At 63.4% G+C, this 25,550-nt stretch carries 24 protein-coding genes; 21 read left to right on the plus strand and 3 right to left on the minus strand.

Annotation, left to right across the window (positions count from 1 at the left end; translation table 11 throughout):
- The first annotated feature begins 104 nt into the window (after positions 1-104).
- The 6 genes from ffh (at position 105) to E8E75_RS06390 (ending at position 4,190) form a co-directional block, all read left to right on the plus strand.
- The gene (gene ffh, locus E8E75_RS06365; RefSeq protein WP_120654775.1) at positions 105-1,478 is read left to right on the plus strand and encodes a signal recognition particle protein; all 1,374 of its coding nucleotides are present in this window, start codon (positions 105-107) and stop codon (positions 1,476-1,478) included.
- Between the two features lie 136 nt (positions 1,479-1,614).
- On the plus strand, positions 1,615-1,866 hold the full coding sequence (rpsP, locus tag E8E75_RS06370; protein ID WP_069085410.1) for a 30S ribosomal protein S16: 252 nt from the start codon (positions 1,615-1,617) through the stop codon (positions 1,864-1,866).
- Positions 1,867-1,874: 8 nt separating this feature from the next.
- Positions 1,875-2,411 (plus strand): ribosome maturation factor RimM, encoded by a 537-nt coding sequence (gene rimM, locus E8E75_RS06375; RefSeq protein WP_120654776.1) that lies wholly within the window; start codon positions 1,875-1,877, stop codon positions 2,409-2,411.
- Between the two features lie 9 nt (positions 2,412-2,420).
- Positions 2,421-3,173 (plus strand): tRNA (guanosine(37)-N1)-methyltransferase TrmD, encoded by a 753-nt coding sequence (gene trmD, locus E8E75_RS06380; RefSeq protein WP_153918608.1) that lies wholly within the window; start codon positions 2,421-2,423, stop codon positions 3,171-3,173.
- A 44-nt stretch (positions 3,174-3,217) separates the two neighbouring features.
- A complete protein-coding gene (gene rplS, locus E8E75_RS06385) occupies positions 3,218-3,568 on the plus strand; it encodes a 50S ribosomal protein L19 (RefSeq protein ID WP_120654778.1) in 351 nt (116 codons plus the stop codon).
- Between the two features lie 193 nt (positions 3,569-3,761).
- Complete coding sequence (locus E8E75_RS06390; protein WP_120654779.1) at positions 3,762-4,190, plus strand: acyl-CoA thioesterase; 429 nt, start codon at positions 3,762-3,764, stop codon at positions 4,188-4,190.
- Positions 4,191-4,235: 45 nt separating this feature from the next.
- Here E8E75_RS06390 and E8E75_RS06395 read toward each other — a convergent pair whose 3' ends face one another.
- Positions 4,236-4,916, minus strand: a complete 681-nt coding sequence (locus E8E75_RS06395; protein ID WP_153918610.1) for a hypothetical protein — start codon at positions 4,914-4,916, stop codon at positions 4,236-4,238.
- Between the two features lie 95 nt (positions 4,917-5,011).
- Entirely contained in the window at positions 5,012-6,850 is a 1,839-nt protein-coding gene (locus tag E8E75_RS06400) for a sodium:proton antiporter (RefSeq protein ID WP_153918612.1), read from the minus strand.
- Between the two features lie 76 nt (positions 6,851-6,926).
- Between E8E75_RS06400 and xerD the strand changes: the two genes are divergently transcribed.
- The 4 genes from xerD to thrC all read left to right on the plus strand — a co-directional run bounded on the left by xerD (position 6,927) and on the right by thrC (position 11,729).
- Entirely contained in the window at positions 6,927-7,823 is an 897-nt protein-coding gene (gene xerD, locus E8E75_RS06405) for a site-specific tyrosine recombinase XerD (protein ID WP_120654782.1), read from the plus strand.
- A 264-nt stretch (positions 7,824-8,087) separates the two neighbouring features.
- A complete protein-coding gene (locus E8E75_RS06410; protein WP_280358322.1) occupies positions 8,088-8,816 on the plus strand; it encodes a thioredoxin fold domain-containing protein in 729 nt (242 codons plus the stop codon).
- Positions 8,817-8,926: 110 nt separating this feature from the next.
- Positions 8,927-10,231, plus strand: coding sequence for a homoserine dehydrogenase (locus E8E75_RS06415; RefSeq protein ID WP_077526769.1), 1,305 nt, complete (start codon positions 8,927-8,929; stop codon positions 10,229-10,231).
- An 88-nt stretch (positions 10,232-10,319) separates the two neighbouring features.
- A complete protein-coding gene (gene thrC, locus E8E75_RS06420; RefSeq protein WP_153918616.1) occupies positions 10,320-11,729 on the plus strand; it encodes a threonine synthase in 1,410 nt (469 codons plus the stop codon).
- Between the two features lie 196 nt (positions 11,730-11,925).
- Here the strand turns inward: thrC and E8E75_RS06425 are convergent, their stop codons facing one another.
- On the minus strand, positions 11,926-13,125 hold the full coding sequence (locus tag E8E75_RS06425; protein ID WP_153917046.1) for a CaiB/BaiF CoA-transferase family protein: 1,200 nt from the start codon (positions 13,123-13,125) through the stop codon (positions 11,926-11,928).
- 202 nt (positions 13,126-13,327) lie between these two features.
- Here E8E75_RS06425 and E8E75_RS06430 point away from each other — a divergent pair, with 202 nt between their 5' ends.
- From E8E75_RS06430 to E8E75_RS06480, 11 genes are all read left to right on the plus strand, one after another.
- Positions 13,328-14,482 carry a GGDEF domain-containing protein gene (locus E8E75_RS06430; protein WP_153917048.1) on the plus strand — a complete coding sequence of 385 codons (1,155 nt, stop codon included), beginning with the start codon at positions 13,328-13,330 and terminating at the stop codon, positions 14,480-14,482.
- A gap of 72 nt (positions 14,483-14,554) precedes the next feature.
- The gene (locus tag E8E75_RS06435) at positions 14,555-15,094 is read left to right on the plus strand and encodes a YaeQ family protein (RefSeq protein ID WP_153917050.1); all 540 of its coding nucleotides are present in this window, start codon (positions 14,555-14,557) and stop codon (positions 15,092-15,094) included.
- 100 nt (positions 15,095-15,194) lie between these two features.
- Positions 15,195-16,910: a single-stranded-DNA-specific exonuclease RecJ gene (recJ, locus tag E8E75_RS06440; RefSeq protein WP_120654787.1), complete on the plus strand. Its 1,716-nt coding sequence runs from the start codon at positions 15,195-15,197 to the stop codon at positions 16,908-16,910.
- A 343-nt stretch (positions 16,911-17,253) separates the two neighbouring features.
- Positions 17,254-17,676 carry a YciI family protein gene (locus tag E8E75_RS06445; protein ID WP_153917052.1) on the plus strand — a complete coding sequence of 141 codons (423 nt, stop codon included), beginning with the start codon at positions 17,254-17,256 and terminating at the stop codon, positions 17,674-17,676.
- A gap of 29 nt (positions 17,677-17,705) precedes the next feature.
- A complete protein-coding gene (locus E8E75_RS06450; protein ID WP_153917054.1) occupies positions 17,706-18,119 on the plus strand; it encodes a VOC family protein in 414 nt (137 codons plus the stop codon).
- 82 nt (positions 18,120-18,201) lie between these two features.
- Positions 18,202-19,908: a SulP family inorganic anion transporter gene (locus E8E75_RS06455; protein WP_153917056.1), complete on the plus strand. Its 1,707-nt coding sequence runs from the start codon at positions 18,202-18,204 to the stop codon at positions 19,906-19,908.
- 37 nt (positions 19,909-19,945) lie between these two features.
- On the plus strand, positions 19,946-20,392 hold the full coding sequence (locus tag E8E75_RS06460) for a nucleoside deaminase (protein ID WP_120654790.1): 447 nt from the start codon (positions 19,946-19,948) through the stop codon (positions 20,390-20,392).
- A 336-nt stretch (positions 20,393-20,728) separates the two neighbouring features.
- Complete coding sequence (locus E8E75_RS06465; protein WP_120654791.1) at positions 20,729-21,844, plus strand: AI-2E family transporter; 1,116 nt, start codon at positions 20,729-20,731, stop codon at positions 21,842-21,844.
- A 15-nt stretch (positions 21,845-21,859) separates the two neighbouring features.
- On the plus strand, positions 21,860-23,398 hold the full coding sequence (locus tag E8E75_RS06470; protein WP_120654792.1) for an efflux transporter outer membrane subunit: 1,539 nt from the start codon (positions 21,860-21,862) through the stop codon (positions 23,396-23,398).
- Entirely contained in the window at positions 23,395-24,525 is a 1,131-nt protein-coding gene (locus E8E75_RS06475; protein WP_120654793.1) for an HlyD family secretion protein, read from the plus strand. The genes E8E75_RS06470 and E8E75_RS06475 overlap by 4 nt, the downstream gene beginning before the upstream one ends.
- On the plus strand, positions 24,515-25,546 hold the full coding sequence (locus tag E8E75_RS06480) for a DUF2955 domain-containing protein (RefSeq protein ID WP_153917060.1): 1,032 nt from the start codon (positions 24,515-24,517) through the stop codon (positions 25,544-25,546). Before E8E75_RS06475 ends, E8E75_RS06480 begins: the two co-directional genes overlap by 11 nt.
- The last annotated feature ends 4 nt before the right edge of the window (positions 25,547-25,550 follow it).

Genomic DNA, 25,550 nt, shown 5'->3' on the forward strand with positions numbered 1-25,550 from the left:
ACGGTGAAAGACCGCTGGCGGTGTCGGCGGCGCCGACTCTTCGTTATACTCCGCCGCCTGCAGCAAGCTCAGCCGGGGCCCATGAGAGCCCGAAAGGAACGCGCATGTTTGAAAACCTAACCGACCGCCTCTCACAGACGCTGCGCCATGTCACCGGCAAGGCCAAGCTGACCGAGGACAACATCAAGGACACCCTGCGTGAAGTGCGCATGGCCCTGCTCGAGGCCGACGTCGCCCTCCCGGTGGTGAAGGACTTCGTCGCCAAGATCAAGGATCGGGCGGTCGGTACCGAGGTTTCCAAGAGCCTGACCCCGGGCCAGGCCTTCGTGAAGATCGTCCAGGCTGAACTGGTGGAGCTGATGGGCGCCGCCAACGAAGACCTGGCGCTTAACGCCGCGCCGCCGGCGGTGATCCTGATGGCCGGCCTGCAGGGCGCGGGCAAGACCACCACGGTCGGCAAGCTGGCGCGCTTCCTCAAAGAGCGCAAGAAGAAGTCGGTGCTGGTGGTTTCCGCGGACGTCTACCGCCCGGCGGCCATCAAGCAGCTGGAAACCCTGGCCAACGACATTGGCGTCACCTTCTTCCCGTCCGAAACCAGCCAGAAGCCGGTGGCCATCGCGCAAGCGGCAATTCAGGAAGCGAAGCTGAAGTTCATCGACGTCGTCATCGTCGACACCGCGGGTCGTCTGCACGTCGATACCGAGATGATGGATGAGATCAAGCAGGTCCATGCCGCCATCAAACCGGTGGAAACCCTGTTCGTCGTTGACGCCATGACTGGTCAGGATGCCGCCAATACTGCCAAGGCCTTCAACGATGCCCTGCCGCTGACCGGCGTGGTACTGACCAAGGTCGACGGCGACGCCCGTGGTGGTGCCGCGCTTTCCGTGCGCGCGATCACTGGCAAGCCAATCAAATTCCTCGGCATGGGCGAGAAGACCGAAGCCCTTGACCCCTTCCACCCGGATCGTGTCGCTTCGCGCATCCTCGGCATGGGTGACGTGCTTAGCCTGATCGAGCAGGCCGAGCAGAACATGGATCGCGAGAAGGCCGAGAAGCTCGCGAAGAAGATCAAGAAGGGCAAGGGCTTCGACCTCGAAGACTTCCGAGACCAACTGCAACAGATGAAGAACATGGGCGGTCTCGGCGGTCTGATGGACAAGCTGCCCATGCTCGGTGGCGTCAACCTGGCGCAGATGGGCAACGCGCAGAACGCCGCAGAAAAGCAGTTCAAGCAGATGGAAGCGATCATCAATTCCATGACCCCTGCAGAGCGTCGCGATCCCGATGTGATCAGCGGCTCGCGCAAGCGCCGCATTGCGCTGGGCTCCGGCACCCAGGTGCAGGACGTCGGTCGCCTCATCAAACAGCACAAGCAGATGCAGAAAATGATGAAGAAGGTCACCGCCAAAGGCGGCATGGCCAAGATGATGCGCGGCATGGGCAGCATGTTCCCCGGTGGCATGCCGAAGATGTGAGCCCTGGCCGCCGATCGGTGGCCGCCAAAAAGAGATTTGCAATCGGCCGCATAATCCTTAGAATATGCGGCCTTTCGGGCCCATGGCCCATGTGTGTGCACAGCTTGAAAAGCACCGACTATAGGAACGAAGTTCAATGGTAACCATCCGTCTTGCCCGTGGCGGCTCCAAGAAGCGCCCCTTCTACCACCTGACCGTGACCAACAGCCGCAATGCGCGCGACGGTCGCTTCGTTGAGCGCGTTGGCTTCTTCAACCCGGTTGCCCAGGGTGCAGAAGTCAAGCTCTCCGTAAATCAGGAGCGCGTCAGCTACTGGCTGAGCCAGGGCGCCCAGCCGTCTGAGCGTGTTGCTCAGCTGCTGAAGGAAGCTGCCAAGGCTGCTGCCTAAGCATCTTTATGAGCACGACGCCGGCTCCCGCCGATGAACTGATCGTTCTCGGCAAGATTTTCTCGGTGCATGGCGTACGTGGCGAGGTGAAGGTCTACTCCTTCACCGATCCGCTGGATAACGTGCTCGATTACCGCCGTTGGACGCTCAAGCGTGACAACGAGGTAAAGCAGGTCGAAGTCGCCAGCGGACGTGTGCACGGCAAGGTCCTGGTAGTAAGGCTGAAAGGGTTGGACGACCGCGAGGTTGCACGAACCTACGCAGGTTTCGAAGTCTGCGTTCCCGTCAGCGAACTGCCGGAACTCGACGATGACGAGTTCTACTGGCACCAGTTGGAAGGTCTCAATGTGATCAACCAGGACGAGCAACTGCTCGGCCGAATCGATCACCTCCTCGAGACCGGTGCCAACGATGTGATGGTGGTCAAGCCCTGTGCTGGCAGCCTCGATGATCGTGAACGCCTGCTGCCCTATACGGACCAGTGCGTGCTCTCGATTGATCTGGACGCCGGCGAGATGCGGGTGGATTGGGACGTTGATTTCTGAGGGCCTGACATGAAAAGCATGCAGGTCGAAGTCATCAGCATCTTTCCCGAGATGTTCGCTGCCATCAGCGAGTACGGCATTACCAGCCGTGCGGTGAAGCAAGGGCTGCTCAAGCTCAATTGCTGGAATCCGCGGAGCTTCACCGAAGACCGCCACCAGACGGTGGATGATCGGCCGTTCGGCGGTGGCCCCGGCATGGTGATGAAGATACAGCCCCTGGAACGGGCCCTGGCAGCAGCCAAGGCCGCGACGGGGGAGAAGGCGAAGGTGATCTACCTCTCGCCGCAAGGGCGTCAGCTGAAGCAGGCGGCCGTGCGCGAGCTGGCGAACGAGGAAGCATTGATCCTCATCGCCGGTCGTTACGAAGGCATCGACGAACGCTTCATTGAAGAGCACGTCGATGAGGAATGGTCGATTGGCGACTACGTCCTGTCCGGCGGTGAGCTGCCGGCCATGGTGCTGATCGATGCGGTGACGCGGTTGCTGCCCGGTGCGTTGGGCCACGCGGACTCCGCCGAGGAGGACTCGTTTACGGACGGCCTGCTCGATTGCCCGCATTACACCCGACCGGAGATGTATGCAGGCAAGCGTGTTCCCGAGGTGCTGCTCAGCGGCAACCACGAACACATCCGGCGATGGCGTTTGCAGCAGGCGCTTGGGCGCACCTGGGAACGTCGGGCCGATCTTCTGGATTGCCGCTCGCTTTCTGGAGAAGAGAAAAAGCTGCTGGAGGAATATGTCCGCCAGCGGAACGATAGTTAACGTATCGATGGCACGCCCAGAAGGCCTGCCTTAGGAGCATAGCGATGACCAACAAAATCATTCAGCAGATCGAAGCTGAACAAATGAACAAAGAGATTCCGGCTTTCGCCCCGGGCGACACCGTAATCGTTCAAGTGAAAGTGAAGGAAGGCGACCGTGCGCGTCTGCAGGCCTTCGAAGGTGTGGTCATCGCCAAGCGTAACCGCGGCCTGAACAGCGCTTTCACCGTACGCAAGATCTCCAACGGCGTAGGCGTTGAGCGTACCTTCCAGACCTACTCCCCGCTGGTCGACAGCCTGAGCGTCAAGCGCCGCGGTGACGTGCGCAAGGCCAAGCTGTACTACCTCCGCGACCTGTCCGGCAAGGCAGCTCGTATCAAGGAGAAGCTGGTCTAATCGCCAGAGTTTCTCGAAAAACCCGCCCAGGTTCGCCTCGGCGGGTTTTTTCTTGCCTGTGTGCAAGGGATAATCCGTGCCCCGCTGGCAGCGCCAGCCAGGAAGATTCCTGCCTACCAGGTAGCGCATAGAAGAATCACAAGAGTCGCCGCACGAGTGGCAGCCACATGGGTTCGATTCAGGTAGTAGTGGCATGACCCCGAGAGAGCAAGAGATAGCCCGCCGGACCGAACTGTCCGAGAGCCGGGTGACCAAGGCGGTGTTTCCGCCCAGCACCAACCATCACAACACCCTGTTCGGCGGTACCGCCCTGGCCTGGATGGACGAAGTTTCCTTCATCACCGCCACGCGCTTTTGCCGCCTGCCGCTGGTGACGGTGTCCAGCGACCGCATCGACTTCAAGCACCCGATCCCGGCAGGTTCCATCGTCGAACTGGTGGGACGCGTCGTGAAGGTGGGCAATACCAGTCTCAAGGTGGAGGTCGAGGTGTTCGTCGAGGACATGTACTGCGCCACTCGCGAGAAGGCCATCACCGGCCTGTTCAGCTTCGTCGCCATCGACGGGGAGAAGCGACCGGTGCAGGTTCTGCCGGACCATCCGCGGACCGCCAGCGCCGCATGAATGCAAAAGGCACCCGTCGGGTGCCTTTCTTGTATCCCGCCTGGTTCAGTTCCGCAGGCTGATCTTCAGGGATGCCTGCGACAGATCGATGTTGTTCAGGGTCAGGCTGCCGAAACTCTGGTCCCGTGGTGCGCCGGCCACACGGATATTCTCGAAGCGCAACTCGCCGATCGAACTGGGCAGGCGCAGGTTCACCGAACCATCCGGGTTGACCACCGAGGTCATCTTGCTGGTGTCGTAGGCCACATCCTTCATCGAGGTCTCTGCGTCCAGGCCGTCCAGCACTGGCATTACCAGCCGCGCCAATTGCTTCACTGCACCCAACCCATCGCCCTGCTCCGCTTGCAGGAAAAGGCCCTGCAGAACGTCGTCCAGGCCCTGGGCGCTGACATTGCTCATCTCCAGGTCGCTCAGCGGACGCAGGCCCTGCGGGGTCTCCTGGCGGCTGATACTGGCCGGCGGCTGCAGGCGCTGGATATCGGCGCTGGCCATCTGGAAGGGGCTCATCAACGCAGCCACAAGGGTAGCTGCCAGACGCAGATTGCTCTGTTTCTTCAGGGCCTTGGTCAGTTGCTTCTGGGTTAGCAGGCCTTGCGCTATCAGTACTTCACCCAGCCGCATCTTGCAGGTGAGTTGCATCTTGATTGCGGCATCCAGCTGCTGGGAGTTGATCAGACCCTTGTTGATGAGGATCTGCCCCAGGCGGGAGTTCATTTGGTTGGCCATGGTCCGGTACCGGCGGTGGGTGATAGCAAGATGAAATCATCCACGGCCAGCCCAATCCTGTCACCAGACTAAGGATAGGCTGGCCATGCCGCCCGTCAGTGTGTTTGCGCCAGAGTGCGATCAGCGGTAACACCGGGTTGCGCTTCGGTTTCGATCAGGGACACGAGGGTCCAGTCCTTCTCGGGTACGAAGTCCGTCGGGTTGCCGATCAGGTGCACCCAGCCCCGTGGGTCTTGTGCCAGCAGCAGGGTCGCGCGGTTACCGTGCAATGCCTGGTATTCCTCCCAGCCGAAGGCGGCGGTCAGCGTAGTGGTCCGAACGTCGGCGCCCTTGGCCAAGTAGCTGGCGAATTGCGGAAAGGTCAGCGGCTGGTTGCCCAGCGGTCGGCCCCGGACCGTTTCACCGGCACGGTGCTTCTCGCTGCGTCGACTTTCATGGCCGCTGGGCAGGGTGAAGCGACGCTGGGCACTGAAGTCATGACGGAAATGCATGCAGGCCAGGGCATTGAGTTCACTGGAAGGTGATAGGGCCAGCAGATGGCCGAGGCCCACCAGGTCGAGGTGCGCTTCGGCGTGTTGCGATGTGGGATTGCCGAAGTAGGTGGGCAGGTTGTCCATGCGCGCGGCACGAATGTTTTCCCAGCTGGAGTCGGTTAGCAGCACACGGCTGCCCAGGTTCTGCAGCGCCTTGCCGACCTCCCGGGCCACAGGATTGGCGCCGATGATGAGAAAGCCCGAGGGGGCAGGTTCGGCAACCTTCAGGAGTCGAGCCAGCGGACGCGCGGTGGCGCTTTGCAGTACCACGGTGCCGATGATCACCAGGAAGGTCAGAGGGACCAGCAGTTGCGCTTGCTCGTGGCCAGCCTCGATCAGACGTAGGGAGAAAATCGCCGACACCGCCGCCGCGACTATCCCGCGCGGAGCGATCCAAGCCAGGAGCGCCCGCTCGCGCCAATTGAGGCTGGATCCCCAAGTACTGACTGCGACGTTCAGCGGTCGTGCGATGAACTGGATCACTGCCAGTAACAGCAGAGTCGCCGGCCCCATGGCGATAAGGGCGGCGAAGTCCATGCGCGCGGCAAGGAGGATGAACAGTCCTGAAATCAGCAGCACGCTGAGGTTTTCCTTGAAGTGCAGGATCTGCCGTACATCCACGCCACGCATGTTGGCCAGCCCCATGCCCATCACGGTCACCGCCAGCAGCCCGGACTCATGCACCAGTAGGTTGGCAACGATGAACACCCCGAGTACCGCCGCCAAGGCTGCAAGGTTCTGCAGGTACTCCGGCAGCCAATGGCGCCGCATGACCACGCCGAACAGCCAGCCTCCAACAGCCCCCAGCAGGCAGCCACAGGTGATAACACTGGTAAAAGTAGAGAGGCTCGCGATCCAGCCGCCGTCGTCGCGGCTGACGATGAAGCTGAACACCACTACCGCCAGCAGCGCTCCGATGGGGTCGATGACGATGCCTTCCCAGCGCAGGATGTTGGCGATCGACGAGCGCGGTCGCACGACGCGCAGCATCGGAACAATCACAGTGGGACCGGTGACCAGGGTCAGGGTGCCGAACAGCAGCGCCAGTTCCCAGGAGAAATCCAGCAGCCAGTGCGTGGCGATCGCGATCACCGCCCATGTCAGAAGCGCGCCGACAGTCACCATTCGCCGCACCACGCTGCCGATTTCGCGCCATTCGGAGACGTGCAGGGTGAGGCTGCCCTCGAAGAGGATCAGTGCCACCGACAGGGAAATCAGCGGGAACAACAGCGGGCCGAACAGCGCCTCGGGGTCCAGTAGGCCGGTCACCGGTCCGCTGAGTATGCCGGCCACCAATAGGAAGAGGATCGCCGGCAGACGCAGGCGCCATGCCAGCCACTGGCTGAACAGCGCAGCCGCGCCTATACCGCCCAGGCCCAGCAAGATGTGGTGTTCGCTCATTGGAAGTCCTTGTCGGGGATGAATCGTATACAGCGCTATGAAAGACTAGCGTTTCGTACAGTCAAGGCCGCCATTCATGCCCGCGCTAGACCATCCCCTGATCGACCGTTTCCTCGATGCCCTCTGGCTGGAGAAGGGACTTTCCGAACACACCCGCTCGGCTTATCGCAGCGACCTCGCGCACTTCAACAGCTGGCTGGACGATCGCGGTCTGGCGCTGGATAAAGCCGGACGCGATCTCATCCTCGATCACCTCGCCTGGCGTTTGGAACAGGGCTACAAGGCACGCTCCACCGCTCGGTTTCTCTCCGGCCTGCGCGGTTTCTACCGTTTCCTGCTGCGGGAGAACCTGATCATCGAGGACCCGACCCTGCAGATAGACTTGCCACAGCTGGGGCGACCGTTGCCCAAGTCGCTTTCCGAGGCCGATGTGGAGGCGCTGCTGGAGGCGCCCGAGCTCGACGATCCCATCGGCATGCGCGACCGCGCCATGCTCGAAGTGCTCTACGCCTGCGGCCTACGCGTGACCGAACTGGTTAGCCTGACCCTGGAGCAGGTCAACCTGCGCCAAGGCGTACTCAAGGTCTTCGGCAAGGGCAGCAAGGAGCGTCTGGTGCCCCTGGGCGAAGAAGCAATTGCCTGGATCGAACGCTACCAGCGCGAAGCGCGGCCCTTCCTGCTCGACGGCAAGCCCAGCGACGTGCTCTTCCCCAGCCTGCGTGGCGAGCAGATGACCCGCCAGACTTTCTGGCACCGCATCAAGCACCAGGCCCGGGTGGCCGGTATCGGCAAGTCGTTGTCGCCGCACACCTTGCGCCATGCCTTCGCCACTCACTTGCTCAATCACGGCGCTGACCTGCGCGTGGTGCAGATGCTACTTGGCCACAGCGACCTGTCCACCACCCAGATTTATACCCACATCGCCCGTGCCCGACTGCAGGAACTGCACGCCCGCCACCACCCGAGGGGGTGAGCCGGATCAGGCGACGCATGCGTCGCCCCGGCGAACGACCGGCCATGGATGGCCGGGCCGGGGTTGAACCGGGCAAAAGGGCGACGACAGGGATGTCATGCACAAGCGCTGGACCTCGCGCATGCGTCGCCCCGGCGAACGACCGGCCTACGCAGCACCAGCCAGCAGCCTACGCAATCCACCGGGCGTCAGACGACTGCGTGTTGGGCCTTCTGTGGTAGGCTTGAGCGGTTTCCGTACGTCCGCCGCTCGACAGGAGTACCCATGCGCGTGACCCGTCTTATCGCTGGCCTGGCCCTCGGCCTCGCCAGCACCATCAGCCTCGCCGACGATCCGGACCAGGCCATCCGCAAGACCCTCGATGCCCTGGAACTTGGACTGCCCATCGAATCCATCGGTGAAAGCCCGATGAACGGCATCTACCAGGTGCAACTCAAGGGCGGTCGCATGCTTTACACCAGCGCCGACGGCCAGTACCTGATGCAGGGCGACCTGTATCACGTGCAGAACGGCAAGCCGGTGAACCTCACCGAGCAGGCCGAGAGCCGCTCCATCGCCAAGGAAATCAACGCCATCCCTGCTGGCGAGATGGTGGTGTTCTCGCCCAAGGAGCCGGCCAAGGCGCATATCACCGTGTTCACCGACACCGACTGCGGCTACTGCCAGAAGCTGCACAGCGAAGTGCCGGAGCTGAACCGTCGCGGTATCGAAGTGCGCTACGTCGCCTTCCCGCGCCAGGGCATCGGCAGCCATGGCTACAACAGCCTGGTCAGCGTCTGGTGCAGCAAGGACCGCCAAGCTGCCATGAACACGGCCAAGTCCCGCAAAGAACTTCCGGCTGCGACCTGCGATAACCCGGTGGCCAAGCAGTTCGAACTGGGCCAGATGATCGGCGTCAACGGCACCCCGGCCATCGTGCTCGGCAACGGCCAGATGATTCCGGGATACCAGCCAGCTCCGCAGCTGGCCAAACTGGCCCTGGAAGCCAAGTAATCCGGGCGCCCAGCTTGATTGACCAATAAACAGCCGCTTCGTAAAGTGCGGCTCTTTTCCTCGGCCGGGATACACCCGGCCGTTTTCGCAGTGATGATGGGGAGTTCAGCGTGAAGCCGGTAAAAGTAGGCATCTGTGGCCTTGGGACCGTCGGTGGCGGCACCTTCAACGTACTCAAACGCAACGCCGAGGAAATTGCCCGCCGTGCCGGGCGTGGAATCGAAGTTGCCCAGATTGCCGCTCGTCGCCCCAACCCGAAGTGTGAAACCGGCGCCACCCCCATCACCGCCGACATCTTCGACGTGGCCAACAACCCGGAAATCGACATCGTCATCGAGCTGATCGGTGGCTACACCCTGGCCCGTGAGCTCGTAATGAAGGCCATCGAGAATGGCAAGCACGTGGTCACCGCCAACAAGGCGCTGATCGCCGTGCACGGCAACGAAATCTTTGCCAAAGCGCGCGAGAAGGGTGTCATGGTCGCCTTCGAGGCTGCCGTTGCCGGCGGCATCCCGGTGATCAAGGCGATCCGCGAAGGACTCGCTGCCAACCGCATCAACTGGCTGGCCGGCATCATCAACGGCACCGGCAACTTCATCCTCACCGAAATGCGTGAGAAGGGCCGCGCCTTTGAGGACGTGCTGAAGGAAGCCCAGGCGCTGGGTTACGCAGAAGCCGACCCGACCTTCGACGTCGAAGGCATCGACGCCGCTCACAAGCTGACCATCCTTGCATCCATTGCCTTCGGCATCCCGCTTCAGTTCGACAAGGCCTACACCGAAGGCATCTCGAAGCTGACCAGCGCCGACGTCAACTACGCCGAGGCCCTGGGCTACCGGATCAAACACCTGGGTGTGGCTCGTCGCACCGATAGCGGCTTCGAGCTGCGCGTGCATCCGACCCTGATTCCGGCCGACCGCCTGATCGCGAACGTCAATGGCGTGATGAACGCTGTGATGGTCAATGGCGACGCCGCCGGCAGCACCCTTTACTACGGCGCTGGCGCTGGCATGGAGGCCACTGCCTCTGCCGTGGTCGCCGACGTGGTGGACGTGGTCCGCGCGCTGACCACCGACCCGGAAAACCATGTGCCGCACCTGGCGTTCCAGCCGGACTCCCTGTCCGACCACCCGATCCTGCCGATCGAAGCCTGCGAGAGCGCCTACTACCTGCGCATTCAGGCCAAGGATCATCCGGGCGTGCTGGCACAGGTCGCGACCATCCTGTCGGAGCGCGGCATCAACATCGAATCCATCATGCAGAAAGAAGTCGAAGAGCAGGACGGCCTGGTGCCGATGATCCTGGTTACCCACCGGGTCGTCGAGGCGCGCGTCAACGACGCCATCGCCGCGCTGGAAGCTCTGGAAGACGTGGTAGGCAGCGTAGTGCGCATCCGCGTCGAGCAACTGAACTAAGCAGCCACCGGGCGCTGGTGCCGCCGCGAGGGGCGATCCCCCGGAGCGACGCACCAGCCCCGGCCGCTCGAAACCAAGGTTTTAAGACATGCGCTATATCAGTACCCGCGGCCAGGCTCCGGCCCTGAACTTCGAAGACGTGCTGCTGGCTGGCCTGGCCAGTGACGGTGGCCTCTACGTACCGGAAAACCTGCCGCGCTTCACCCAGGAAGAAATCGCCTCCTGGGCCGGCCTGCCGTACCACGAACTGGCCTTCCGCGTGATGCGCCCCTTTGTTGCCGGCAGCATCAATGACGCCGACTTCAAGAAGATCCTCGAGGAAACCTACGGCGTCTTCGCCCACAACGCCGTGGCGCCGCTGCGCCAGCTGAATGGCAATGAGTGGGTGCTGGAGCTGTTCCATGGTCCGACCCTGGCGTTCAAGGACTTCGCCCTGCAACTGCTGGGTCGCCTGCTCGACCACGTGCTGAGCAAGCGCGGCGAGCGTGTGGTGATCATGGGCGCCACCTCGGGCGACACCGGATCGGCTGCGATCGAAGGCTGCAAAGCCTGCGAACACGTCGATATCTTCATCATGCACCCGCACAATCGCGTGTCCGAAGTGCAGCGCCGCCAGATGACCACCATCCTCGGCGACAACATCCATAACATCGCGGTCGAGGGCAACTTCGACGACTGCCAGGAGATGGTCAAGGCGAGCTTCGCCGACCAGGGCTTCCTCAAGGGTACTCGCCTGGTCGCGGTCAACTCGATCAACTGGGCGCGGATCATGGCCCAGATCGTCTACTACTTCCACGCAGCCCTGCAGCTGGGTGGCCCGGCGCGCTCCGTGGCGTTCTCCGTGCCCACCGGCAACTTCGGCGACATCTTCGCCGGCTACCTGGCGCGCAACATGGGCCTGCCGATCAGCCAACTGATCGTCGCCACCAACCGCAACGACATCCTGCACCGCTTCATGAGCGGCAATCAGTACGTCAAGGACACCCTGCACCCGACCCTGTCGCCGTCGATGGACATCATGGTGTCGTCCAACTTCGAGCGCCTTCTGTTCGACCTGCACGGTCGTAACGGTGCTGCCATCGCCAACCTGATGGACACCTTCAAGCAGGGCGGCGGCTTCAGCGTCGAGGAAGACCGCTGGACCGAAGCGCGCAAGCTGTTCGACTCTCTGGCCGTGGATGACGCAGCTACCTGCGAAACCATCGCCGAGGTGTACAAGGAGTGCGGCGAACTGCTGGACCCGCACACCGCGATCGGCGTTCGCGCTGCCCGCGAGTGCCGCCGCAGCCTGGCCACCCCGATGGTCACCCTGGGTACCGCTCATCCGGTCAAATTCCCGGAAGCGGTGGAAAAGGCTGGCGTTGGCCAGGTCCCGGCCCTGCCGCCGCACCTCGCCGACCTGTTCCAGCGCGAGGAACGCTGCACCGTGCTGCCGAACGACCTGAAGCAGATCCAGGCCTTCGTCAGCCAGCATGGCAACCGCGGCAAGCCGCTGTAATCCAGGCGCCAGAACGAAAAGGCCGGCTCCCGAAAGGGGCCGGCCTTTTTTATGGCATTGCGTCGAGACCTCGTAGGGGCGAACTCATTCGCCAAGGGATGTGTAGCATCCCCCTTAGGTATCGCAGGGCAACTCTTCGACCTGCTTGGCGAATGAATTCGCCCCTACAGGAAAATCGGCTCTGTTCCAGCGGCGATCAGATCGCCCCATTTCCCTTCAGCGCCGTAACCTGCTCGGCGCTGTAACCCAGGGCGGCCAGCACCTCTGCGTTGTGCTCTCCAAGTTCCGGACCGATCCATTCGGTCGAGCCGGGCGTGTCGGAGAGCTTGGGGACGATGCCCGGCATCTTGAATGGCTTGCCATCCGGCAGCTTTGCCGAGAGGAACATTTCCCGGGCGAGGAATTGCGGGTCGGCGAACATGTCTTCGGCAGAGAAGATGCGGCTGGCCGGCACTTCGGCGCGGTTCAGCACGGCCAGCACCTCGTCCAGCGGCAGCGAGCCCACCCAGCGGTCGATCACCCCATAGAGTTCTTCGCGACGTGCGTCGCGACCGTCGTTGCTGGCCAGGGTCGGATCGTTGGCCAGGTCCTCGCGGCCGATGGCCAGCATGAAGCGTTTGAAGATGGCATCGCCGTTGGCGCCGATCTGTACGTGACGGCCATCGGCGGCGGTGTGGATAGAGGAGGGGGTGATGCCGGGCATGATGTTGCCGGTGCGTTCGCGAATGAAACCGAACACGTCGAACTCCGGCACCATGCTTTCCATCATGGCGAATACCGCTTCGTAGAGCGCCACGTCCACTACCTGGCCCAGGCCGCCATTCACCTCGCGATGGCGCAGCGCCATGAGCGCGCCGATCACGCCCCAGAGGGCGGCGATGGAGTCGCCGATGGAGATGCCGGTGCGCACCGGCGGGCGATCCTCGAAACCGGTGATGTAACGCAGGCCACCCATGGACTCACCCACCGCGCCGAAGCCCGGTTGGTCCTTGTAGGGGCCGCTCTGGCCGAAGCCGGATAGCCGTACCATCACCAGCTTGGGGTTGAGGGCATGAATCACGTCCCAGCCCAGGCCCAGCTTCTCCAGCACGCCGGGGCGGAAGTTCTCGATCAGGATGTCCGCTTCGGTCAACAGCTTCTTGAGGATGTCCCGGCCATCGGGGTGTTTCAGGTTCAGCGTCAGCGACTTCTTGTTGCGCGCCTGTACGAACCACCAGAGCGACGTGCCTTCGTACAGCTTGCGCCACTTGCGCAGTGGGTCGCCGCCATCGGGGGATTCGATCTTGATGACTTCGGCGCCGAACTCCGCGCACAGGCGCGAGGCGAAGGGACCGGCGATCAGCGTGCCGAGCTCGATTACTTTGAGGCCGGCGAGTGGTTTGGCGGGGGCGTTCATCGGGATGTCCATGGGCCAGGCAATGGCGGCGACTCTACTCCCTTGGAGGTTGTTGCGAACAGCCTGGATTGTCGCTGGCGCGCCATTCCCGGGCGACTTAAAGTTCTTGGCAGGCCCCCGATTCGAACGCGTCGACGACCATGCCAGATCGCCTTGCCAGCCGCAGCCACTTGTCGCCCGGAACGTATCGGGAGGAGGGTGCATGCAACTGAATGTTCCCACGCTGGTGCTTGTGGATATCTATGTCCTCGCCCTGGTCGGCCTGCTCATGCTGCACGCCTGGCGTCGTGGTCGTCGCGAACCGACGCTCGGTTACCTCGCCGCCATGCTGCTGCTCGGTGCCCTGGGCACGGTGCTGGGCAGCCTGCGCGGCATGGGCATGGACTTCGTTCCGCTGGTGCTGGGCAATGTGGTGCTTCATTTCTGCGGGGCCATGAACTGGACCGCCATGCGCGTGTTCGCCGGGCGCCAGCCGCACCTGTTGGGTATCTGCGCCGGCTCGCTGGTCTGGATGCTGCTCTGTCTAAACCCGGCGTTCTACGAATCCCTTACCGTGCGCGTTGCTGTCAGCTCGCTGATCACAGTCTGTTACTGCGGGCTGAGCGCCCATGAGCTGTGGCGCAGTCGCCAGTCGCTGGAAGTGGCCTACATGCCTGCTTTGGTACTGACCCTCTTCCACATGGTTTTCTACAGCGCGCGCATTGTGATCGATCGCGGCATGCCGTTCGATGCAGCCATGGCCAGCAGCGGCCAGGGCACCAGTTTCTTCTCCCTGCTGGTATTCGAGACCCTGCTGTACGCCATCGGCATTGCCTTCGTCACCCTCGCGATGGTCAAGGAACGCGCCGAACTGAAGTTTCGCGCTGCCGCCTATTGCGACCCGCTTACAGGGGTCGGCAACCGGCGCGCCTTCATGACCACTGGGGAATACCTGCTGGAAAGTTGTGAGCACCGGCGCGAACCGGTTGCACTACTGCTCTGCGACCTCGACCACTTCAAGCGGCTGAATGACAGCTACGGCCATGCTGCCGGCGACGAGGCCCTGGTCGCGTTCACCCGTATTGCCGTCGGCAGCATGCGCAAGCAGGACGTCTTCGGCCGCATCGGGGGCGAAGAATTCGCCTGCCTGCTGGCCGATGCCGACGACGAAGCCGGTGCCCAGGTGGCCGAGCGCATCCGCCGCGAGTTCGCCGAACTGCCATTCCAAGAGCCGGGGGAGCTCAGCGTCAGCATCGGAATCGTCAGCTCCAAGGAAGCAGGTTACGACCTGTTCCGCCTGCTCTCGATGGCCGACGACGCCCTCTACGCGGCGAAAGACAAGGGGCGCAACCGCATCCAGCGCTACCCCGCCGATTAGCTGGAAGCCCCAGCCAAGGCAATGGAATCAGGGTAGACTTGCGCCCCTCCGCGAATCACCAAGAAGCCCGTCATGGCCCTCCAAGCGACCCCCTACAAAGTCGAACTCAACCTCACTGACCTGGATCGCAGCGTCTACGAGAACCTGCGTTTCACCGTCGCCAAGCACCCCTCGGAAACCGAGGAACGCCTGGCCGTGCGGTTGATCGCCTACGCGCTGTGGTACCACGAGCAGCTGGCTTTCGGCCGTGGCCTGTCGGACGTAGACGAGCCGGCTTTGTGGGAAAAGAGCCTGGATGACCGCGTCCTGCACTGGATCGAGGTGGGGCAGCCGGACGCCGAGCGCATCACCTGGTGCTCGCGCCGTACCGAGCGCTTCAGCCTGGTGGCCTATGGCAACCTGCGCGTCTGGCAGACCAAGGTCCTGGACGGCGTGCGCAGCCTGAAAAACATCAATGTCGTCGCCGTCGGCCAGGAAGCCCTGGAAGAACTGGCCCGCGACCTCCCGCGCTCGATCAGCTGGAGCGTGATGATCAGCGACGGCGAGCTGTTCGTCACCGATGAGCGCGGCCAGCACGAAGTTCCCTTGGAGTGGCTGGCCGGGGAGCGCTGATCGGAAATCCGGAGGATTTCCGGGGCAGGGCGCCAAGCCCTCGCCCCAAGGCCCTTTCCCGGGAGGGAGAGGGGAAGTCGATTCAAAGATTGGACCTTTCATGCGTATCGAACACCGCGTCCTACCCGATGTCCTGCCTGACCTGGGCGAGCTGCCCCCGCTGCTGACCCGCCTCTACGCTGCCCGTGGCGTACAGTCCGTGGCGGAGCTGGACAAGAGCCTGGCGCGGTTGATTCCTTACCAGCAGCTCAAGGGCATCGACGCTGCGGTGGAACTGCTGGTCGAGGCCCTGGAAAAGCGCCAGCGCATCCTTTATGTCGGCGACTTCGATGCCGACGGTGCGACTGCCAGCAGCGTTGGCGTACTCGGCCTGCGCATGCTCGGTGCCTTCCATGTCGATTACCTGGTCCCCAACCGCTTCGAGTACGGCTACGGCCTGACGCCAGAAATAGTTGCCGTTGCCCTGACCCGCCAGCCGGACCTGCTGGTGACGGTGGATAACGGCATTTCCAGTGTCGAAGGCGTGGCAGCCGCGAAGGCTGCGGGGCTCAAGGTGCTGGTCACCGACCACCACCTGCCGGGGCCGGAATTGCCCGCGGCGGACGCCATCGTCAATCCCAACCAGCCTGGCTGCGACTTCCCGAGCAAGTCTCTGGCCGGCGTCGGCGTGATCTTCTACGTGCTAATGGCGCTGCGCGCTCGCCTGCGTGAGCTGGACTGGTTCAATCGTGCCGGCCTCAAGGAACCCAACCTCGGCGACCTGCTCGACCTGGTGGCGTTGGGCAGCGTCGCCGACGTGGTGCCCCTGGACGCCAACAACCGCATCCTCGTGCACCAGGGTCTGGCGCGCATCCGCGCCGGCCGTGCCCGTGCCGGCCTCAAGGCGATCCTCGAAGTTGCCGGGCGTCCGGCAGGGCGCATCACCTCGACCGACCTCGGCTTCATCCTCGGCCCCCGCCTGAACGCTGCCGGCCGCCTGGACGACATGAGCCTGGGCATCGAATGCCTGCTTTGCGAAGACGAGGCCCTGGCCCGCGACATGGCCGTGCAACTGGACCAGCTCAACCAGGACCGCAAGGCCATCGAGCAGGGCATGCAGCGCGAGGCGCTGGCGCAACTGAAGAACCTGCCTATCGAAGACATGCCATTCGGGCTCTGCGTATTCGAGCCGGACTGGCACCAGGGCGTGATTGGCATCCTCGCCTCGCGCCTGAAGGAGCGCTACCACCGTCCGACCATTGCCTTCGCCGATGCTGGCGACGGTCTGCTCAAGGGCTCGGCACGCTCAGTGCCGGGCTTCCACATCCGTGACGCGCTGGATGCCGTCGCCGCCCGCCATCCGGGTCTGATCAGCAAGTTCGGTGGTCACGCCATGGCCGCTGGCTTGTCCCTGCCTGTGGAAAACTTTGGTGCCTTCGCTGCCGCGTTCGACGCCGAGACCCGCCGGCAGCTCGATGAAGACGACCTCACCGGCCGCCTGCTTTCCGACGGTCAACTGAGTATCGAGGAGTTCCACCTGGAGCTTGCCCGTGCCCTACGCCTGGCCGGCCCCTGGGGCCAGCACTTCCCCGAGCCGCTGTTCCATGGCGTATTCCAGATCGTCCAACAGCGCCTGGTCGGCGAGCGCCATCTGAAGCTGGTGCTGAAAAGTGAATGCGGTTCGGTGCAACTGGACGGCATCGCCTTCAATATCGACCGCGAGCAATGGCCCAACGCCAGCGTTCGCTGGGCGGAAGTGGCCTACAAGCTGGACGTCAACGAATACCGTGGCCAGGAAAGCGTGCAACTGATGGTCGCCCACATCGCCCCACGCTGAGCGCCCACGTAAGCAACTCGTAGGTTGGCGTTGAGCGAAGCGCAGCCCAACTTGGCGCGCATAGCGTGCCCGGTTCGTTGGGCCTCGCGGGCTCGGCCCCAACCAAAGGGGCCGCTGCGCTGCCCTTCGCGATTGCAATCGCCCCCACAAGAACAGTCTCCGTTCGTCCGTCACCCCGTCCGCGCAAACCTCCGATCCGGGTCTACGCTGATCCAGTCCTGCGCCCCCGAGAAAAAAAATTTCGGCCTGTTGTCGATCTCGTCGATTCCCCATCGACCATTAAGCACAGTCAGCAGGCAACGGTCGCAGGCTGATGTTCATGCAACCCAACAGGAGAACAACAATGCGCTTCATGGTGATTGTCAAAGCAACCAAGGAATCGGAAGCGGGCATCATGCCCAGCACGGAACTGCTCACGGCCATGGGCCAGTACAACGAAGAGCTCGTCAACGCCGGCATCCTGCTTGCTGGTGAGGGACTGCATCCCAGTTCAAAAGGAGCGCGAGTCGTGTTCAAGGGCAAGGACCGCACTGTCATCGACGGCCCCTTCGCAGAAACCAAGGAACTGATCGCCGGCTTCTGGCTGTTCAAGGTCAATTCCCTGGAAGAGTGCATCGAGTGGGTCAAACGCTGCCCCAACCCCATGATCTCCGAGTCCGAGATCGAAATTCGCCAGGTGTTCGAGGCCGAGGACTTCGGCGCGGAGTTCACTCCTGAGCTGCGCGAGCAGGAACAGCGCGTTTTCGAGAAAGCCCGGCAGCAGTGACCGCTATCCATCACGGACAGGAGACCATCATGAAAATCGATCCCTACCTCACGTTCGATGGCCAGTGTGGCCCCGCCTTCCAGTTCTACGCCAAGGTGCTGAACGGCACCCTGGAAGCCTTCCTGAGCTTCGCCGAAAGCCCAGCCTGCGAGGATGTGCCGGAGAACTTCCGCGACAAGATCATGCATGCCCGCCTTGCTGTGGGTGATCAGGTGATCATGGGCTCGGATTGCCCGCCTCAAGTGCCTTTCAAGGGCATCAGCGGCATCAGCGTTTCAATCAACGTAGACCGCATAGTCGAGGCCGAGCGGGTCTTCAATGCGCTGGCCGAGGGCGGTCAGGTACAGATGCCCCTGGCGCAGACTTTCTGGGCCGCGCGCTTTGGCATGCTGGTGGACCGCTTCGGAGTGCCCTGGATGATCAACTGTGAGAAGGATCATTAGTTCTCAAAAGTAGCTGCGGCGCCGGGGTCTCCCCGGCGTTGTGGGCCTAAGCTTCTGGAGTCATCTGAAGCGGACGGTTCCAATGTTCCTGATCCATAGGCTGCGTGATCACGTCAGCCGTTTCCACTATCGCCGCGATTGGCTGCGCGCCGATCTCACGGCCGGCCTGTCAGTCGCCGCCGTGCAGATTCCTACGGCCATCGCCTATGCGCAGATCATCGGCTTTCCCGCTCAGGTCGGGCTCTACGCCTGCATCCTGCCGATGCTGATCTACGCTCTGGTGGGCGGCTCCCGGCAGCTTATGGTCGGGCCGGATGCCGCCACCGCAGCCATGGTGGCCGCCGCTATTACCCCGCTGGCGGCAGGCGATCCACAGCGTCTGGTACACCTGTCGATGATCGTCGCAGTGATGGTTGGCCTGCTGTCGATCGTGGCTGGCTTCATCCGAGCCGGTTTCATCGCCAGCTTCCTCTCACGGCCCATCCTCGTGGGCTACCTCAACGGTATCGGCCTCAGCCTGCTGGCTGGCCAGCTCGGCAAACTGCTGGGTTACCAGAGCGAAACCAGCGGCTTCATCGCCGGCCTGCTGGCGATGATCCGCAATCTGGCCGACACCCATCTGCCGACCCTGGCCTTGGGCGCCGCGGCGCTGCTGCTGATGATCGTCCTGCCGCGGCGCTGGCCACGGCTGCCGGTCTCGCTGGTGGCCCTCGTGCTGGCTTCGCTGGCGGCCGCCTGGCTCGGGCTCGACCGTCACGGAGTGGCCCTGCTGGGCGCCGTCCCGGCCGGGCTGCCCGAACTGAGCTGGCCGCGCGCCAGCTACCAGGAGCTGCTCAGCCTGCTACGCGACGCCACCGGTATCACGATCGTCAGCTTCTGCAGCGCCATGCTCACCGCTCGCAGCTTCGCCGCCCGTCACGGCTATGCCATCGACGCCAACCACGAATTCATTGCCCTGGGCCTGGCCAACGTCGGCGCCGGGGTGTCGCAGTCCTTCGTCATCAGCGGCGCGGACTCGCGCACCGCGGTGAACGACCTGGTGGGCGGCAAGACCCAGATGGTCAGCGTGGTGGTGGCGCTGGTGATTGTCGCGGTACTGGTGTTCCTCCATGGTCCCCTGGCCTGGGTGCCCATTGCGGCCCTTGGCGCGGTGCTGATGCTGGCAGGGTGGGGACTGATCGATTTTCGTACGATCAAGGCCTTTTGGCGCCTCAGCCGCTTCGAGTGCGGGCTCTGCCTGCTGACCACCGTGGGGGTGCTGGGCGTCGGTGTGCTGCCCGGCATCTTCGTTGCCATTTCCCTGGCCCTGCTGCGCCTGCTGTATCTCACCTATCGCCCCACCGACGCGGTGCTTGGCTGGGTGGAAGGCGTGGATGGCCAGGTGGAGGTTGGGCGTTATCCACAGGCCACCACCTTGCCGGGGCTGATCATCTACCGATTCGACGCGCCGCTGCTGTTCTTCAATGCCGATTACTTCAAGCAGCGCCTGCTGGCTGTGGTGGAGCGGTCGGAAGCCCCGCGCGCGGTGTTGCTCAACGCCGAAACCATGATCAACCTGGACGTCACGGGCCTGGCCACCTTGCGTGAGGTGCAGGAAACCCTCGCGGCCCGTGGCGTTTTTCTCGGCTTTGCCCGTCTCTTCGGTCCGGCCCACGACCTGTTGCTACGCTCCGGGCAGTTTGGCGAGCTGAAACCGCCGCTGGTATTCAGCTCGGTACGTGCCGGCATCAATGCCTACCGTATCTGGCTGGCGAAGCAGGCCTTGCAGGAAAAGCAGCCTGTCGCGTAAACCACAGGATCAACCCATTGGAAACCAAGGAACGACCATGGACCCTTTCATGCAAGCCGCCATCGAAGAAGCCCGCCAGGGCCTGGCCGAGGGCGGGATTCCCATCGGCTCGGTGATCGTCCACAAGGGCCGCATCATCGGTCGGGGTCATAACCGCCGTATCCAGGAAGGCAGTGCGATCAAGCACGGTGAGATGGACGCCTTCGAGAACGCCGGCCGCCAGCCCGCCAGCGTCTACCGGGAGGCGGTGCTCTACACCACGCTGTCGCCCTGTTCCATGTGCAGCGGCGCGATCCTGCTCTACGGCATTCCCAAAGTGATCATCGGCGAGAACCGCACCTTCATGGGCGAGGAGGAACTGCTTCGCTCCCGTGGCGTGGAGCTGGAGGTGCTGCAGGATGCCGAGTGCGTGAAGCTCATGGAGGATTTCATCGAAGCCCGGCCGGAGTTGTGGAACGAGGATATCGGCGAGCCGGCGGCCTGATCCCAAACCAACGCCACAACCGCATCGTCCCCCCTGGCGCCCGCCAGTGGGACCCCTTGCGAGAGCCCCTCTCGCAAGGGGACTACCAATCGTCGAGTAGCGACTATGCTGGTATTCAGCCGATCCAGCAGCGGATCGGAGACGTCGCTTTAGGCCCGACACGATAGGGGTGTCTAGGCTGGAAGCCGGCAGAAATGACGATCATTGAACAGAAATGACTTGGATCAGACTCCAGTGCGGCTTGAGGATCTTGCGCCGTACGTCCGTTGGATCGCTGCCAAGCAGTAGGAATGTCCGACTGGTTTTGCCTGATTGCTACAGCAGAAGGAGAGCTCAATGCTGTCAAGTTCCGTTTCGGAAAGGATCCTGTCTCGCGGCCTGATGGATGTGCTCATTCGAGCAGGCCTGGTCGCGATCCTCGCCATTTCCTGCTACCAGGTTTTCCATCCCTTCCTCAACCTGATGCTCTGGGCATTGATCCTGGGGGTCACTTTCTATCCACTGCATCAGAGTCTGAAGGCCAAGCTGGGCATGCGTGATGGCCACGTGGCCACGCTGATCGTTGTGGTTTCCCTGATTCTGCTGATGGTGCCGGTCTACCTGCTGGCATCTTCCATGGCCGAGTCGGTGCAGGGGGCCATCGAACTGTTCAAGGGCGGTGAACTGAATATTCCATCACCCAACGCGTCCGTTGCCAGCTGGCCCCTGATCGGCCAGCCGTTGTTCGACTTCTGGCAGCAGGCGTCGGTCGACCTGACCAGCCTGATGAAGAAGTTGCTGCCCCACCTGCGCGGCTTCGGCATGAGCATGTTCGGCAAGCTGGCCGGCGTAGGGGCGGGCTTTCTGCTGTTCATCGCCGCATTGATCGTGGCAGGCATCTTCATGGCATTTGGCGAGAATGGTCACCGCAGTGCCATACAGATCGCTTCACGCATCTCCGGGCCGGACCGTGGCCCGCAGATCGCCGAGCTTTGCACGGCGACCATTCGTGCAGTGGCGCAGGGCGTGGTCGGCATTGCCTTCATCCAGATGCTGCTGGTGGGCATCGCCTTCGTGCTGATGGGAATCCCGGGCGCTGGCCTCCTGGCGCTCGGCGTGTTGCTGCTGGGCATCATGCAACTGCCCGCACTGCTGATCACCATTCCGGTGATCATCTTCGTGTTCGCCAGCCAAGGAGCGACCGCCGGAGCCATCATCTTCGCCATCTACACCTTCGTTGCCGGGATGTCGGACAACGTCCTGAAACCCCTGTTGCTGGGGCGTGGTGTCAACGTACCGATGCCCGTGGTGCTGATCGGCGCCCTGGGCGGCATGGTCACCGGCGGCATCATTGGGTTGTTCATTGGCCCGGTCATGCTGGCCGTCGGCTACATGCTGTTCTGGCACTGGGTCGACGACCAGCCGGAAAGCGCGGCGGTGACAACCACTTCGGAAGAAGAGACGACGACCTGACGCTCCGACTTCCCCATGTACATGGCCGGCAGATCTACCTGGCTGTTCCTGTTCGGAGCCCTTGGCCTCAGTGGCTGCGTGCGTCTGGGACCGGATTTCCAGACGCCGCGCGAACCCTGGATCGACCAATGGAACAGTCCGGCCATCGCGCAGGCGAGCCTTGATCGCCCGCAGCCGGACTTCCGCCAATGGTGGCAAGTGTTCACCGACCCGGTCCTCGATGCCCTGATTGCCGAAGCCGACGCGTACAACCCAAGCCTGGAAATTGCCGGCCTGCGGGTGATGGAGGCGCGCGCGCAGCTCGGCATCGCCATGAGCGGCCGATATCCGCAGGTGCAGCAGGTCAGTGCTGATGCGCTGTACCTGGACCGCAACCAATCCGGGGGGCGCAATCCGCAAGACAGCCATTCCTGGCAATACGGTGCGGGCTTCGACGCGGCCTGGGAGCTGGATTTCTGGGGACGATTCAGCCGCGCCATCGAGTCGGCCGACGCCGCCTACTTCGCCGCCTATGCCAACTACGAAGACGTGCTGGTGCTGCTGCGTGCCCAGGTGGCGGACACCTACTTCTCACTGCGCACCTTCGAGGCTCGCCTGCGCATCGCCCGTGACAACGCCGAACGGCAGCGGCGCAGCTTCGAGATCACCGAGCGGCGCTTCCGCAGTGGTGACAGCGACGAGCTGGACTTCCAGCAAGCCAAGACCCAGTACCTCGGCACCCTGGCTACCATCCCTGACCTGGAAAGCCAGGTGCTTCGCACGCGCAATGCCCTGGCCGTGCTGGTGGGCCGGCCGCCAGGTCCACTGCCGGAGCTGCGCGAACGAGAGGGCCTGATTCCATTGCTGGATCGCGCGGTGCTGCAGGACGTTCCCGCCAACCTGCTGCTACGTCGTCCCGACGTCCGCGCAGCCGAGCTCGCGGTTGCCGCCCAGTCGGCGTTGATCGGCGTATCCGAGGCGGATCTCTATCCTTCCATCACCCTGCTGGGCAGCATCGGCTGGAGCGCCTCGACCCTGGATGGCGCTTCCGACAGCCTGGACCTGGCCGCGGGGCCGAGCCTGGTGTGGAACGTGTTCGACCATGGTCGGATCAAGAACGATGTGCGCGTCCAGGATGCGCGCCTGCAACAGCTCATCGAGGTTTACCGTGACGGCGTGCGCCAGGCCGCGCGCGAGGCCGACGACGCCGCCACCGGGCTGATCAAATCGCTCGAAAGCGAACGCATCCGGCGCGAGGCTGCCGAATCGGCGGAGCGCTCCCTGACCCTGGCAATGGCGCAGTACCGCGAAGGCTTCGCAGATTTCCAGCGGGTGCTGGATGCCCAGCGGGAGCTATTCCAGCAGCAGGACAGCTATCTGGTCAGCCGCAGCAACGCAGTGGCCAACCTGATCGGACTGTACAAGGCCCTGGGCGGTGGCTGGTACAGCACGAGACCGTTGATCGACGACAGTACGCGCCAGCAGATGCAGCAACGCACCGATTGGGGTGACCTGCTGGACGAGCCCGATGCGCCGTCCGACTCGTCTCCGATCGAACAAGGTGAACGACCATGACCGATTCTCTTCAGGCCAATCCGCAGCCACCGGCCCAGCCCGCTCCCGAGAAGGCTGCGGACGGCGCGAAGAAGGGGACCCGCTGGGTCGCCCTGGTCATCGTCCTGACGCTGGTCTGGTACCTGCTGGCCGATCGTTTCACCCCCTATACGCAGCAGGCGCGACTGCAGGCCTTCGTGGTGCCGGTGGCCGCTGAAGTAGCCGGCCGGGTCACCAAGGTGCACGTTCGCAACAACCAGGACGTCAAGGTGGGCGAGGTGCTGTTCGAAGTGGACCCGACGCACTACCAGATTGCCGTCGACCGCGCCCGTGCCGACCTGGAAACCGTACGCCGGCAGGTGGGGGCGAGCACTGCCGCCATTGATTCGGCACTGGCTTCCCAGCGGGCCGCCGAGGCCAACGAACTGAAGGCGCGCCAGGACAGCGAACGCCTTGAACGCCTCTACCAGCAGGACCCGGGCACTCTCTCCGTACGGCGCCTGGAAGGGGCGCGGGCATCCCGCGAGCAGGCCATCAGCCAGGTAGCGGCAGCGCGGGCCGAAGTGCAGCGTGCTCGGGAGCAGCAAGGTGGCAGCGAAGCGGAGAACGCGCAGTTGCGCAGTGCCGCCACCGCCCTGGAAAAGGCCGAACTGGACCTGGCCAACACCCAGGTCAGGGCACGCTCGGCCGGCCTGATCACCGACCTTCGCACCGACATCGGGCAGTACGTGGGGGCGGGTAACCCGGTGATGACCCTGATCGCCATCCACGACCTGTGGATAAGCGCCGACTTCACTGAAAACAACCTGGGCCACGTCCAGCCGGGGGCTCCGGTCGCCATCGTGCTCGATGCCCTGCCTGGGCGAGTTTTCAAAGGACGGGTACGCAGCGTCGGCTATGGCGTCAGCGTTGGTCAGGCGCCGGCCCCCGGTAGCTTGCCATCGGTGGAGAACAGCCGTGACTGGCTGCGGCCCGCCCAGCGATTCCCGGTCATCGTCGAGCTCCTGCCGGGCGAACTCGACGAACTGCGCGGCCTGCGTGTTGGCGGCCAGGCCGAAGTCATGGCCTTTCCCCGCGAAGGCAACGTCCTCAATCCGCTGGGCCGACTGTTCATTCGCATGATGAGCTGGCTGTCCTATGCCTACTGAGCACGACCCACGCAGTCAGCGCGCCCTGCGCCTGGCCAGTGGTACGGCGCTGGGCTTGGCGATCAGCTTCGGCCTGGCCCTGCCGATTCCCTTCCTGGCGCCGATTTTCGTCCTGGTCCTGCTGACCGCCGGCAATCGTCCCCTGCCTTTGAAGGCCGGACCGGGACTGGCGCTGGTGATCATGCTCAGTACCGGAACTGGCCTGTTGCTGATTCCACTCCTGCGCCATGCGCCAGCGAGCGGTGTGTTGCTGGTCGCACTCTGCCTGTACCTGTGCTTTCGCTATGGATTGCGCGGCGGCAACCCGCTGGTGGCGCAGTTTCTGGTGATCGGCCTGACCATGATCAGCGCCGCCGGCACGGCCGAATTCGCGTTGGCACTGACGGTGATCCAGGCATTGGGCAAGGGTGTGCTGCTCGCTGTACTGGTGGTTTCGCTCAGCCATATGGTCTTTCCCGAGCCAACCGCGCCGCCGGCGCCCGCCGCGCGCCCGGTGCTGGAGGACGTGGAGGCTGCCTGGGTGGCGCTGCGCGCAGCGTTAGTGGTGCTGCCTGCTTTCCTCCTGGCGCTTATCGACCCGGCCAGTTACATGCCGCTGATCATGAAGTCGGTCAGCCTCGGCCAGCAGGTCTGCGGTGCCAGCGCACGCACGGCCGGTCGCGAACTGCTGGGCTCGACCCTGCTGGGCGGCGTGCTCGCCATGCTGTTCTGGAGCGCGTTGAGCCTCTTTCCGCACCTCTGGATGTTCTTCCTCTGGATGCTGCTGTTCGGCCTGCTGCTGGCCCGAAAGCTCTATCGTCTCAGCCCAACGGCGCAGACGCCGGGTTTCTGGGTCAACACCCTGATCACGCTGATCATCCTGCTGGGCCAGTCTGTGCAGGACAGCGCGGCGGGCAAGGATGTCTACACCGCCTTCGCCGTCCGCATGGGCCTGTTCATCGCCGTCACCCTGTATGCCTGCGCCGCGGTTTACCTGATCGATCGGCGTCGTTTCCGCCGGCAACGGCGCTCCACGCTCTGACGAG

Source organism: Pseudomonas sp. BN606, assembly GCF_029873115.1.
Lineage (GTDB): Bacteria > Pseudomonadota > Gammaproteobacteria > Pseudomonadales > Pseudomonadaceae > Metapseudomonas.